This window comes from Streptomyces yangpuensis, from assembly GCF_001005295.1.
Taxonomy (GTDB): Bacteria; Actinomycetota; Actinomycetes; order Streptomycetales; family Streptomycetaceae; genus Streptomyces; species Streptomyces yangpuensis.
Genome location: NZ_LBMK01000003.1, coordinates 306,587 through 318,926, shown reverse-complemented (window position 1 = coordinate 318,926; position 12,340 = coordinate 306,587). Strand labels below are relative to the sequence as shown.

The window sequence follows — 12,340 nt, the reverse complement described above, 5'->3', positions numbered from 1 at the left end:
TCATAGATAGTGGCGCTATCAGATAGCGGACAGCATCGCTATCCATTCATGACGGGGGTATGAATGACGATGTCCTCCTGGCGTACGTGGCACCGCCCGCTGGTGCTGTTCGCCCTGGTGATGGCCTTGTGGGCGGTCGTGTGCGCCGTCGGACTCGCGGTCGACGACCGCGTGCTGACGGGGGCACCGATCTGGGCCAAGCCGCTGAAGTTCTCGGTCTCGTTCGTCGCCTACTGCCTCAGCCTGGCCTGGATGGTCTCGCTGCTGGGCGAGGACCGGCCGCGACTGCGCCGGACCGCCTGGTGGGCGGGCACGACGGTGGTCGTCGCGAGCGCCGTGGAAATGGCGCTGATCACCCTGCAGGTCGTCCGCGGAGTCCGCAGCCACTTCAACAACGCCACGCCCTTCGACGCCGGGGTCTACGCACTCATGGGCAACACCGTGGTCGTGCTGTGGCTCGGCACCCTCGTCCTCGCCGCCCTGCTCTGGAGCGCGCGGACCGCCGACCGGGCCACGACGTGGTCGATCCGGATCTCCACGGTCCTCGCGCTGACCGGCGCCGCGCTCGCGTTCCTGATGGTCCTGCCCACCCCCGGACAACAGCGCCACGAGGCCGCCGGTCGGGCGGTCGCCGAGAGCGGCGCGCACAGCGTGGGGGTGCCCGACGGCGGCCCCGGGATGTTCCTCACCGGCTGGTCCACCACCGGAGGGGACCTGCGCGTCCCGCACTTCTTCGGGATGCACGCCCTCCAGCTGCTCCCGCTGCTGGTGCTCGTCCTGGCCGCGCTCGCCCCGCGCTCCGCCCGGCTGCGCGACGAACGGGTCCGGGTGCGGCTGGTCCTCGTGGGCGGCGCGGTGTACGCGGCGGTGCTCGCCCTGCTGACCTGGCAGGCACTGCGCGGCCAGTCACCGCTCCACCCGGACGGCGCGACCCTCACCGCGGCCGCGGCGGTCCTGGCCGGGGGAGTCCTAGGCGTTCTCGCCGCCGTGTTCCTGCCCGGGCGGGGGACCGCCCCAGTGGAAGAGGGTCATGGCCACGCTGGTGGCGAGGTTGTAGCTGGAGACCTGGGGGCGCATCGGCAGTGACACCAGGTGGTCGGCCCGGGCGCGCAGCTCGGGGGAGATCCCGTGCCGCTCCGAGCCGAAGGCCAGCAGCGCGTCGTCCGGGAGGGTGAGGCCGCGGATGTCCGCGCCCTCCGGGTCGAGCGCGTAGAGCGGCCCGGGCGGCAGCTCCTCCAGGGCGAGGCGCTCGACGGTGGTGGCGTAGTGCAGTCCGGCCCCGGCCCGGACCACGTTGGGGTGCCAGGGGTCGAGGTCGCCGCGGGTGACCACACCGGTGGCGCCGAAGCCGGCGGCGAGGCGGACGACGGCTCCGACGTTGCCGAGGTTGCGGGGGTTGTCGAGGACGACGACGGGCGCGGGCCTCGGCATCCGCCCCAGGCCCGCGATGCCCGCGGCCCGGTCGGGCCGTACGGCGAGGGCGGCGACCCCGGTGGGGTGGACGCGGGACAGCAGCTCCTTGAGCACGGCCGGCCGCACCAGGCGGGCCACGTCGGCCTCGACGTCCGGAGCCAGCGCGCGGGCCAGGGCCCGTACGGCGCCGGGATCGTCCGCGACGGCCAGGCGCACCTCGGCCCCGAAGCGCAGGGCGTGCTTGAGCGCGTGGAACCCGTCGAGGAGCACGAGGTCCCCGAGGCCGGACGCCTCCTGCCAGTCCCGCGCGATCTCCCCGGACCCCTGATCCTCACTCATGCCCCGACCCTACGGCCCCCGCCCCGCACCCCGGACATCCGTCTCAGCCCGTCCCGCGTTCGAGGGCCGGGTCCGGGCGGAGCCCGGTTTCGGGGGGCGGCGGGACGGGGGAAGGCCCCGCAGGGCTCCGCTCCGGACGCCGGAGCGCCCGCGGCGCGGCCACCCGCAGCGCCGCGGCCCGCGCCCCGAGCCACACCAGGAAGCCCGTCGGCAGGAACACCGCATCGGCGGCGATCATCGCCAGCGAGAAGAACGGCAGCCCCAGCAGCACCGCGATCCCCGCGTGCTCCAGCATCATCAGAACCAGCAGCACGTTCTTGATGCGCCGGTTGAAGAGCGTGAACGGGAAGGCCACCTGCACCGCCACCGTCCCGTACGACAGCAGCATCACCAGCGTCCCGCTGCCCGCCAGCAGCGCCGACAGGGCCGGCCACGGGGTGAAGTAGTCCAGCCCCAGGGGGTAGTACAGCGCCGTCCCGTCCTGCCACCGCGAGCCCTGGATCTTGTACCAGCCGGCCGTCGCGTAGATCAGGCAGACCTCGGCCATGATCACCAGCATGCCCGCGTTGTGCAGCAGGTTCGCCAGGACGTCCAGGACGGCCCGCCCCTCACCCTCCGGCTCGTGGCGATCGACCAGCCACCACAGTCCGCAGGCCACCCACACCGCGGCGAACGCCGCCAGCCAGCCGGGACTGAACCGCCCGGTGGCGGCCCCGTAGGCGAAGACCGCCCCCAGCGCGCCCCACAGCACGGGCCCGGCCGCCCCCGCCGTCGCGGAGCCCCGCCTGCGCGCCCTGCGCGCGTCCAGCGACCACACCTGTGCGCACCGGGTCAGCACCAGGTAGATCGCGACCAGGTGGATGACGTTGTCCCCGCCGTCGCCCATGAACACGCTGCGGTTCTGCAGGGACAGCACGCCGATCATGAACACCACGGATGTCGCCCGGGTCCGCCAGCCCAGCAGCAGGCCGGCGCTCGCCAGCACGGCCACGGCGTAGACGGTCTCGAACCACAGGGCCGAGCCGGACCACGTCAGGACCGTGAAGGCGCCGTTGGAGTCGAGCAGCCGCTGCGCCAGCTCCTGGCTCCACGGCCCGTCCGGGCCGTACAGCTCGGCCCGGTGGGGGAACTCCCGCAGCAGGAAGAAGAGCCAGGTGCCGGCGAAGCCGATGCGGACGACGGCGCTCTGGTACGGGCCCAGCGCCTGCCCGCTGACCTCGGCGACGGCCCGCGCCAGCGCGGCACGCGCCCGTCTCACACCTTCCACCACGGCAGCTCCCGGTAGTAGGTCTGGGTGTCGGTGGTCTCGGTGCTCCACGTCGGCGCGGGCACGGCCCTGCTCGCCGAACGCATCTGGATCCGCAGGATGTGCCCGCCGCGGTGGTCCGGCGCGATCCGGTTCACCGCGATCCGCCGCAGGTACTCCTCGGACAGCTCGCCGCGCTCGCCGACGGGCTTCTCGTCCTCGTCGTGGGAGCCGGTGTAGAAGTCCCAGGCCCGGCGCAGCTCGTTCTGCTCGGTGTGGCTCGGCAGCAGGCTGTGCCGGATCGCGGCGGCGTCCTCGGCGCTCAGGTCCCGCCAGCCGGTGGTGAGCAGCTCGCCGGCGGCGGTCCGCACCTCCGCGCGGACCTCCACGGCGATGTTCTGCTGGAGCGGGTTGGGCGCGAAGAGCTTCCAGTTCTGTTCGAACTCGGGATAGATCCAGGCGTCGACCGTCCCCGCGTGCTGCTTGCTCAGCGTGTTGGACGGGGCCACGTGCAGGAAGACCAGCGCGAGGTGGGTGCATGCGGCGAGCCCGACGGCGCCCAGGGCCAGGGCGGTCACGACCCGGTACGGGGTGGACAGACCGGCGATTCCGGGCGCCCTCGGGGGTGGTGGAGCGGCCCCTTCGGCGAGCTCGTGCTCGTTCGAATCCATCCCGCCCCGATCGTCCGGCGTCCACAGGGTTGACCACAGAGGTTGACACCCTACGGGCCGCCGTCTCACCATTGAAGCGAATGAACCGAACGATCGGTCGGTCGGGTGACGGACGGCCGGCATACACCGACAAGGGGCCGTAAATGGTGGCAGTGACCCCGGAAACGGGCCCGGACGCGGCCCTGGGGACAGACGGGACGGACGGGACGGGCATGACGGCTGATCTGGGCGCACAGCTCGCGGCGGCGTTCGACGCCGCCGTGGCAGCGGACGAGCGTGTGGAACCGCGTGACTGGATGCCGGAGCAGTACCGCGCATCCCTCGTCCGGCAGATGGCGCAGCACGCCCACTCCGAGATCATCGGCATGCAGCCCGAGGCCAACTGGATCACCCGGGCACCCTCGCTGCGCCGCAAGGCGATCCTGATGGCCAAGGTGCAGGACGAGGCGGGACACGGCCTCTACCTCTACAGCGCGGCCGAGACCCTCGGCACCAGCCGCGACGAGCTTCTCGACAAGCTCCACTCGGGCAAGCAGAAGTACTCCTCGATCTTCAACTACCCCACCCTGACCTGGGCCGACGTCGGCGCCATCGGCTGGCTCGTGGACGGCGCGGCGATCACCAACCAGGTGCCGATCTGCCGCTGCTCCTACGGGCCCTACGCCCGCGCCATGGTCCGGATCTGCAAGGAGGAGTCCTTCCACCAGCGCCAGGGCTTCGAGCTCCTCATGGCCCTCTCCCAGGGCACCGAGGAGCAGCACGCCATGGCGCAGGACGCGGTGAACCGCTGGTGGTGGCCCTCCCTGATGATGTTCGGCCCGCCGGACGACGAGTCGGCGCACTCGGCGCAGTCGATGGCCTGGCGCATCAAGCGCCACTCGAACGACGAGCTGCGCCAGCGGTTCGTGGACATCGCCGTCCCTCAGGCCGAGTCCCTCGGCCTGACCCTGCCCGACCCGGACCTGAAGTGGAACGAGGAGCGCGGCCACCACGACTTCGGCGCCATCGACTGGGCCGAGTTCTGGGACGTGCTCAAGGGCAACGGCCCCTGCAACGAGCAGCGGATCGGCCAGCGGCGCCGGGCCCACGAGGAAGGTGCCTGGGTGCGCGACGCGGCCGCCGCGTACGCGCAGAAGCAGGCGGCACAGCAGCAGACGGCGAAGTCCGCCGGACAGAACGAGGAGGCACGGGTATGACGCAGAACTGGCCCCTGTGGGAGGTGTTCGTGCGCTCGCGCCGCGGCCTCTCGCACACGCACGCGGGAAGCCTGCACGCCCCCGACGCGGAAATGGCCCTGCGCAACGCCCGCGACCTCTACACCCGGCGCAACGAAGGCATCTCGATCTGGGTGGTCCCCTCCACCGCGATCACCGCCTCCTCGCCCGACGAGCGGGACCCCTTCTTCGCCCCGTCCGCCGACAAGCCCTACCGGCACCCCACCTTCTACGACATCCCGGAGGGAGTGAGCCACCTGTGACCGGCACCGACACCACCACCGCCACCGCGGCGGCGGCCCTCGCCCTCGGCGACGACGCGCTGATCCTCTCCCACCGCCTCGGCGAGTGGGCCGGCCACGCCCCCGTCCTGGAGGAGGAGGTCGCCCTCGCCAACATCGCCCTCGACCTGCTCGGCCAGGCCCGCATCCTGCTGTCCATGGTCGGCGACGAGGACGAGCTGGCCTTCCTGCGCGAGGAGCGGTCCTTCCGCAACCTCCAGCTGGTCGAGCAGCCGAACGGCGACTTCGCCCACACCATCGCCCGCCAGCTGTACTTCTCCGTCCACCAGCACGAGCTCTACGCGGAACTGGCCCGCGGGGACGGCCCGTTCGCGCCGCTCGCGGCCAAGGCCGTCAAGGAGACCGCGTACCACCGCGACCATGCCGAGCAGTGGACCCTGCGGCTCGGCGACGGCACCGAGGAGAGCCGCGCCCGCATGCAGGCGGCGCTGACGGCGCTGTGGAAGTTCACCGGGGAGCTGTTCCAGCCGGTGGAGGGTCTCGACGGCGTGGACCGGGCCGCCCTCGAAGAGCGCTGGCTGGCCGCACTGACCGATGTCGTGGAGCGTGCCGGGCTCACCCTGCCCGACGGACCGCGCACCGGCGCCTGGGCGGCCGGCGCCGGCCGCCAGGGACTGCACACCGAGTCCTTCGGCCGGATGCTGGCCGAGATGCAGCACCTGCACCGCAGCCACCCGGGGGCGTCATGGTGACCACCGCCGACGTCACGACGACCCGCCTGGAGGCCGAGCTGGCCGAGCTGGCCGGCTCCGTCCCGGACCCCGAACTGCCGGTGCTCACCCTCGGCGAGCTGGGCGTGGTGCGCGGGGTGCGGATGCACGAGGACGGCCATGCCGAGGTCACCCTCACCCCCACCTACACCGGCTGCCCGGCCATCGAGGCCATGTCCGCCGACATCGAGCGGGTCCTGACCGGCCACGGCATCCCCGAGGTGCGGGTGACCACCGTGCTGGCCCCGGCCTGGTCCACGGACGACATCAGCGCCGAGGGCCGCCGCAAGCTGGCCGAGTTCGGCATCGCCCCGCCCAGGCCGCACGCGGCCGGCGGGCCGGTCCCGGTGACCCTGTCCGTCCGCTGCCCGAACTGCGGATCGACCGACACCGAGCTGCTCAGCCGTTTCTCCTCCACCGCGTGCAAGGCGCTGCGCCGCTGCACCGCCTGCCGCGAACCGTTCGACCACTTCAAGGAGCTGTAGATGGCCGCCCCCCGCCACGGCGCGTTCCACCCGCTGACGGTGGCGGAAGTCGACCGGCTCACCGACGACTCGGTGGCGCTGACCCTCCGGGTCCCCGAGGAGCTGCGCGAGGACTACCGGCACGCCCCCGGCCAGCATCTGACGCTGCGCCGCACCGCTCCCGAGGGCGGCACCGAGGTCCGTCGCACCTACTCGATCTGCTCGCCGGCCCCCACGGCGGACGGCCCGGGCCCCGCGCTGCTGCGGGTCGGCGTGCGGCTGGTGGAGGGCGGGGAGTTCTCCACCTTCGCGCACAAGGAGATCGCGGCCGGCGACGTGCTGGACGTCATGGTCCCGGCCGGGCGCTTCGTGCTGGATCCCGCCGCGGCCCCCGCCGCCGGGCACTACGCCGCGATCGTCGGCGGCAGCGGGATCACGCCCGTGCTGTCGATCGCCGCGAGCCTGCTTGCCGGGCGGCCCGACGCCCGCTTCTGCCTCTTGCGCAGCGACCGTACGGCCGCTTCGACGATGTTCCTGGAGGAGGTCGCCGACCTCAAGGACCGCTACCCCTCGCGGTTCCAGCTGGTCACGGTGCTCTCCCGGGAGGAGCAGGAGTCGGGGCTGCCGTCCGGCCGGCTCGACGAGGAGCGGCTGGCGTCCCTGCTGCCCGCCCTGCTCCCGGTGGCGGAGGTCACGGGCTGGTTCCTGTGCGGGCCGTACGGTCTGGTGCAGGGCGCGGAGCGGGCCCTGAGCACGCTCGGCGTCGCCCGGAGCCGGGTGCACGAAGAGATCTTCCACGTCGAGGACACCACCCCCGCGCCGGTCCGCACGGCGACGTCGGCCGCGGCCGCGCAGGGCCGGGTCACCGCACGGCTCGACGGGCGCTCCGGCACCTGGCCCGTCCGGGACGGCGAGTCACTGCTGGACGCGGTGCTCCGCAACCGCGCGGACGCCCCGTACGCCTGCAAGGGCGGCGTCTGCGGCACCTGCCGGGCGTTCGTGGTGTCGGGCGAGGTCCGGATGGACCGGAACTTCGCCCTGGAGGCCGAGGAGACGGACGCCGGTTTCGTCCTGGCCTGCCAGTCGCACCCGGTCACCGAGGAAGTGGAGATCGACTTCGACCGCTAGGCCGCATCCACCGGCCCCTGCCCCTGCCCCTGCCCTCGTCCCTGGCCTCGTCCCTGCCGTCCTCCTCCCTGTCCATTTTCAGGAACGTGTTCTATCTTGACGCCCCGTCAGGTCAGAACGGGAGGACAGGCAGTGGACTTCACCTTCACCGAGGAGCAGCGGGCCGCCGTCGAGGCGGCCAGGGCCGTGTTCGCGGACGTCGCACCCGACGGCGTGCCCAGCCCCGCGCTCACCCCGGGCGCCGTGGCCGACGACTTCGACCGCCCGCTGTGGGCCCGGCTCGCCGCGTCCGACCTGCTGAGCCTGGTCCTCGCCGAGGAACACGACGGCGCCGGCCTGGACACCATCGCCCTGTGCCTGGTCCTGCGCGAGGCCGCCCGGGTACTGGCCCGGGTCCCCCTGCTGGAGCACTGCGCCACCGCCATGGCCGTCCAGGCCCACGGCAGCCCCGAACTGGCCGCCGCCCTGCTGCCCGGCGCCGGGCGCGGCACGCTCGTGCTGACCGCCGCCGCGCACGGCCGCTCCGGCCACGACCCGGCCGAACTCGCCGTCACCGCACGGCTCGACGGCGAGGCGTGGGTGCTGGAAGGCACCCAGACCGCCGTCCCCTGGGCACACACCGCCGACTGGATCGCCGTACCGGCCCACACCGGTGAGGGCGAGGGCGTCCTCGCACTGGTCCCGCGCACGGCCGACGGCCTCGCCCTCGCCGAGCAGGTCTCCACCAGTGGGGAGCGGTTCGCCGAACTCGCCCTGGACGGCGTGCGGGTGGACCGGACCCACCTGATCGAGACCCCGGGAGCCTGGGAGCGGCTCCGCCAGATCCTCACCACGGGCACCTGCGCCCTGGCGCTCGGGCTGGGCGAGGGCGTCCTCGGCATGACGAGCCGGTACACCAGCAAGCGCGAGCAGTTCGGCTTCCCGGTGGCCACCTTCCAGGCGGTCGCCGTCCAGGCCGCCGACCGCTACATCGACCTGCGCGCCATGGAGGTCACCCTGTGGCAGGCCGCCTGGCGGCTCGATGCCGCGACGGGCGGCGCCGGCGGGCCGCTGCCGAGCGCCGGTGACGTGGCGGTCGCCAAGATCTGGGCCTCGGAAGGCGTGCGCAGGGTCGTCCAGACCGCGCAGCACCTGCACGGCGGTTTCGGCGCCGACACCGACTACCCACTGCACCGCTACCACGCCTGGGCCAAGCAGCTGGAGCTCCAGCTGGGCCCTGCGGCCGCCCACGAGGAGGCCCTGGGCGACCTGCTGGCCGCCCACCCCCTCGCCTGAAGCCGCCCCTCACGGGGTCAGAGCACGAAGGCCGGGCTTCCGTTGTCCGTCACCATCGGGCGCCCGGCCCCGTCCCAGGCCTGCATACCGCCGTCGACGTTCACGGCGTCGATGTCCTGACGCACCAGGTACTGGGTGACCTGCGCGGAACGCCCGCCGACCCGGCACATCACGTAGACGCGGCGGCCGTCATCGACGGCCTCCGTCAGCTCGCCGAAGCGGGCCACGAAGTCGCTCATCGGGATGTGCAGAGCGCCCTCGACGTGCCCGGCCGCCCATTCGTCGTCCTCACGGACGTCGAGGACAAAGCCTTCGGAGGGCACCGCGGCGGCGTCCACCGAGGGAAGCGGTCCGAAGTTCATAACTGTCGCCTTCTCTCTTCACAGGTCTGCTGCCAACCTATCCGACCCGCAGCCCCGGCCATGCGTGCGCGAACGGCCCCGTCCTCACTGGGCGGCGAGCTCGGCCGCCAGCTCCGCCTCGCGCTCGGAGACCTGCGCGAGCAGCTGCTCCGCGATCTCCTCCAGCAGCCGGTCCGGGTCGTCGGGAGCCATCCGCAGCATCGACCCGATCGCGCTCTCCTCCAGCTCCTTCGCCACGAGCGACAGCAGCTCCTTGCGCTGCGCCAGCCACTCCAGCCGGGCGTACAGCTCCTCGCTCTCGCCGGGCCCGGCCGTCTCGGGCACCGGGCCGGCCGCCCACTCCTCGGCCAGCTCGCGCAGCAGCCCCTCGTCGCCGCGGCCGTACGCGGCGTTGACCCGCGCGATGAAGGCGTCGCGGCGCTCCCGCTCGTCCTCCTCCTGGGCCAGGTCGGGGTGGGCCTGGCGGACCAGCTCGCGGTACAGGCGGCGCACCTCCTCGGAGGGGCGTACCCGCTCCGGGGGCCGCACCGGCCGGTCGGTGAGCATCGCGGCGGCGTCGTCGGAGATGCCGTCCGAGCCCAGCCAGTCGTGGAAGAGCTCCTCCACCCCGGGCATCGGCATGACCAGCGAGCGCGCGTCCCGCGCCCGCCGCAGGTCCTCGGCATCGCCGGTACGCGCGGCCTTCGCCTCGGCGATCAGCGCGTCCAGCTCGTCGAGCCGCGTGTACATGGGGCCGAGCTTCTGATGGTGCAGGCGGGAGAAGTTCTCCACCTCCACGCGGAAGGTCTCCACCGCGATCTCGAACTCGATCAGCGCCTGCTCCGCGGCCCGTACGGCCCGCTCCAGGCGCGCCTCGGGACGTTCCTCGGGGCGCTCCTCACCGGTGACGGAGGAATCACCGGATCCACCGGGGACGGTCTGCTCGGGCTGCTCGGTCTGCTCGCTCACCCGGCCAGGGTACGGCCCGCCCGCGACGGGCGATGTTTCACGTGAAACATCGCCCGTCGCGCAGGAACCGGCGCGACCTTGCTCGTTCTAGACCCCGGCCTCCGCGGCGATCCGCCCGGCCCGCACCGCGGCGACCAGGTCGGCGTGATCGGCTTCGGTCCGGTCGGCGTAGGCCACTGCGAAGGCCGCCATCGCCTCGTCCAGCTCCTCGTTCTTGCCGCAGTACCCGGCCAGCAGCCGCGGGTCGACGCTGTGCGCGTGCGCCCGGGCCAGCAGGGCACCGGTCATCCGCCCGTAGTCGTCGATCTGGTCGGGGGCCAGCGCTGCCGGGTCCACGCTGCCCTTGCGGTTGCGGAACTGGCGGACCTGGTAGGGGCGCCCCTCCACCGTGGTCCAGCCGAGCATGATGTCGGAGACAACCTGCATCCGCTTCTGCCCGGCCACCACCCGGCGGCCCTCGTGCTCCTCCGGCGGCGCGACGAAGCCCAGCCCGGGCAGGTACGGGAGCAGCACCGAGGGCCGGGCCTCCTTCACCTGGAGGACCAGCGGTTCGCCCCGGTGGTCCAGCAGCAGGACCACGTACGAGCGGGTGCCGACGCTGCCGGTGCCCACCACGCGGAAGGCCACGTCGTGGATCGCGTACCGGGCCAGCAGCGGCAGCCGGTCGCCCTGGAGGGTCTGCAGGTACGGGCCGAGCGAGGCCGCCACGGCCGCCGCCTCCCCGTCCGTGACCCGGCGCAGTACGGGCAGTGCGTCGACGAAACGGCGGCCGCCGTCCGGCCCGATCTCCGTCGACTTGGTGGCGAACCGGGCGGAGGTGTTGTTGCGGGCCTTCTCGGAGACCCGCTCCAGGGTGCCCAGCAGGTCACGGGCGTCGGCGTGCGAGACCAGTTCCTCGTCGGCGATCGCGTTCCACGCGTCGAGGGCGGGCAGCTTGGCCAGCAGCCGCACGGTCCGCCGGTAGGCGCCCACGGAGTCCAGCGCGGCCGCCCGGCAGGTGTCCTCGTCCGCCCCGGCCACCCGCCCGGCGAGCACCAGGGAGGCCGCCAGCCGCTTCACGTCCCACTCCCACGGGCCGAACACGGTCTCGTCGAAGTCGTTCAGGTCGATGACGAGCCGGCCGCGCGCGTCCCCGTACAGACCGAAGTTCGCCGCGTGCGCGTCGCCGCAGATCTGCGCACCGACACCGGTCACCGGACCTCCGGACAGGTCGTGCGCCATCAGCCCGGCCGCACCGCGCAGGAACGCGAAGGGGTTGGCCGCCATCCGGCCGACCCGTATGGGCGCCAGCTCGGCCACCCGCCCGGCATTGGACTCCTCCACCGCCCGCACCGCGTCCGGCCGCCCGGCCGGCACCGTGAAGCCGGCGTGCGCCGCCCTCGGCACACGGGCGCGCAGCGCCTTGCCCGCCTCCTTCGGCGAGTCCGCCGCCACGCGCGGCGCGAACCCCGCCACGTCCGGAATCCGCTGTCCCGCTGTCGCCGCCATCGGCGCCGCCCCCACCCGTTCGTTCATGTGATCGCTTCGAGAACGGGCTGACCGTACCGACAGCCCGGTGTCCCTGGCCAGCACCCGCGGCCCGGCGCCCCCGGCCGGGGTCTACAGACCGGCGTCCCGGGCCAGCAACGCCGCCTGGACCCGGTTCTCACAGCCCAGCTTGGCCAGGATCCGGCTCACGTACGTCTTCACGGTCGCCTCGCTCATGTGCAGGCGTCGGCCCGCGTCCGCGTTGGACAGGCCCTCCCCGAGCAGCGCCAGCACCCCCCGCTCCCGCTCGCTCAGCTCGGCCACCTGACGGCGGGCCTCCTCGCCGCGCGCCGCCACCTTGCCGGACGCCAGCTGGTCCACCACGTGCCGGGTGGCCCCGGGCGAGAGGTAGGCGTCCCCGGCCGCGGCCGCCCGGACCGCGCCGATCAGCTCGCCCGGCGCCGAATCCTTGAGCAGGAACCCCGCCCCGCCCTGGCCCAGCGCGCGCAGCACGTTCTCCTTCTCGCCGAAGGTGGTCAGGATCAGGGCCCGCACCTCCGGAGCGGCCCGCCGCAGCTCACCCAGTGCGGTCAGTCCGTCCATCACCGGCATCTGGATGTCGAGCAGCATCACCTCGGGGGCGTGCGAGCGGGCCAGCTCGACCGCCTCCCGGCCGTTCGCCGCCTCCGCGACGACCTCGATGTCCGGCGCCGAGGTCAGGATCATCCTGATCCCGGCCCGGATCAGCGGCTCGTCGTCGGCGATCACCACTCTGATCACTTCGGCTGTCACCCCGTGCTC

The 12,340-nt window shown here is 73.3% G+C and carries 14 protein-coding genes; 7 read left to right on the top strand and 7 right to left on the bottom strand.

Going from position 1 to position 12,340, the window contains the following annotated elements; genetic code table 11:
* Window positions 1-69 precede the first annotated feature (69 nt).
* Window positions 70-1,086, top strand: coding sequence for a hypothetical protein (locus AAT21_RS37595; protein WP_235439013.1), 1,017 nt, complete (start codon window positions 70-72; stop codon window positions 1,084-1,086).
* Here AAT21_RS37595 and AAT21_RS16730 read toward each other — a convergent pair.
* The 3 genes from AAT21_RS16730 to AAT21_RS16720 are packed head-to-tail and all read right to left on the bottom strand — an operon-like array spanning window position 970 to window position 3,669.
* Complete coding sequence (locus AAT21_RS16730; protein ID WP_046777677.1) at window positions 970-1,752, bottom strand: TrmH family RNA methyltransferase; 783 nt, start codon at window positions 1,750-1,752, stop codon at window positions 970-972. The genes AAT21_RS37595 and AAT21_RS16730 overlap by 117 nt on opposite strands.
* A gap of 43 nt (window positions 1,753-1,795) precedes the next feature.
* On the bottom strand, window positions 1,796-3,010 hold the full coding sequence (locus tag AAT21_RS16725) for an HTTM domain-containing protein (RefSeq protein ID WP_046777676.1): 1,215 nt from the start codon (window positions 3,008-3,010) through the stop codon (window positions 1,796-1,798).
* Window positions 3,007-3,669 carry a DUF5819 family protein gene (locus AAT21_RS16720; RefSeq protein WP_046777675.1) on the bottom strand — a complete coding sequence of 221 codons (663 nt, stop codon included), beginning with the start codon at window positions 3,667-3,669 and terminating at the stop codon, window positions 3,007-3,009. Before AAT21_RS16720 ends, AAT21_RS16725 begins: the two co-directional genes overlap by 4 nt.
* A 212-nt stretch (window positions 3,670-3,881) precedes the next feature.
* Here AAT21_RS16720 and paaA point away from each other — a divergent pair, with 212 nt between their 5' ends.
* The 6 genes from paaA (at window position 3,882) to AAT21_RS16690 (ending at window position 8,762) form a co-directional block, all read left to right on the top strand.
* Window positions 3,882-4,865 carry a 1,2-phenylacetyl-CoA epoxidase subunit PaaA gene (gene paaA / locus AAT21_RS16715; RefSeq protein ID WP_046777674.1) on the top strand — a complete coding sequence of 328 codons (984 nt, stop codon included), beginning with the start codon at window positions 3,882-3,884 and terminating at the stop codon, window positions 4,863-4,865.
* Window positions 4,862-5,146 carry a 1,2-phenylacetyl-CoA epoxidase subunit PaaB gene (gene paaB, locus AAT21_RS16710; protein WP_030026914.1) on the top strand — a complete coding sequence of 95 codons (285 nt, stop codon included), beginning with the start codon at window positions 4,862-4,864 and terminating at the stop codon, window positions 5,144-5,146. The genes paaA and paaB overlap by 4 nt, the downstream gene beginning before the upstream one ends.
* Window positions 5,143-5,877, top strand: a complete 735-nt coding sequence (gene paaC, locus AAT21_RS16705) for a 1,2-phenylacetyl-CoA epoxidase subunit PaaC (RefSeq protein ID WP_046777673.1) — start codon at window positions 5,143-5,145, stop codon at window positions 5,875-5,877. The genes paaB and paaC overlap by 4 nt, the downstream gene beginning before the upstream one ends.
* Window positions 5,871-6,380, top strand: a complete 510-nt coding sequence (paaD, locus tag AAT21_RS16700; protein ID WP_046777672.1) for a 1,2-phenylacetyl-CoA epoxidase subunit PaaD — start codon at window positions 5,871-5,873, stop codon at window positions 6,378-6,380. Before paaC ends, paaD begins: the two co-directional genes overlap by 7 nt.
* Window positions 6,381-7,487, top strand: coding sequence for a 2Fe-2S iron-sulfur cluster-binding protein (locus AAT21_RS16695; RefSeq protein WP_046777671.1), 1,107 nt, complete (start codon window positions 6,381-6,383; stop codon window positions 7,485-7,487). It begins immediately after the preceding gene.
* A 132-nt stretch (window positions 7,488-7,619) separates the two neighbouring features.
* On the top strand, window positions 7,620-8,762 hold the full coding sequence (locus AAT21_RS16690) for an acyl-CoA dehydrogenase family protein (protein WP_046777670.1): 1,143 nt from the start codon (window positions 7,620-7,622) through the stop codon (window positions 8,760-8,762).
* A 17-nt stretch (window positions 8,763-8,779) separates the two neighbouring features.
* On the opposite strand, the gene AAT21_RS16685 is transcribed toward AAT21_RS16690, so the two are convergent.
* The 4 genes from AAT21_RS16685 to AAT21_RS16670 form a co-directional block, all read right to left on the bottom strand.
* Window positions 8,780-9,124: a rhodanese-like domain-containing protein gene (locus AAT21_RS16685; RefSeq protein WP_046777669.1), complete on the bottom strand. Its 345-nt coding sequence runs from the start codon at window positions 9,122-9,124 to the stop codon at window positions 8,780-8,782.
* Between the two features lie 84 nt (window positions 9,125-9,208).
* On the bottom strand, window positions 9,209-10,072 hold the full coding sequence (locus AAT21_RS16680) for a J domain-containing protein (protein WP_046777668.1): 864 nt from the start codon (window positions 10,070-10,072) through the stop codon (window positions 9,209-9,211).
* An 87-nt stretch (window positions 10,073-10,159) separates the two neighbouring features.
* Window positions 10,160-11,587 carry a DUF2252 domain-containing protein gene (locus tag AAT21_RS16675; protein WP_046777667.1) on the bottom strand — a complete coding sequence of 476 codons (1,428 nt, stop codon included), beginning with the start codon at window positions 11,585-11,587 and terminating at the stop codon, window positions 10,160-10,162.
* 84 nt (window positions 11,588-11,671) lie between these two features.
* Window positions 11,672-12,331, bottom strand: coding sequence for a response regulator (locus AAT21_RS16670; protein WP_046777666.1), 660 nt, complete (start codon window positions 12,329-12,331; stop codon window positions 11,672-11,674).
* Window positions 12,332-12,340: the final 9 nt, after the last annotated feature.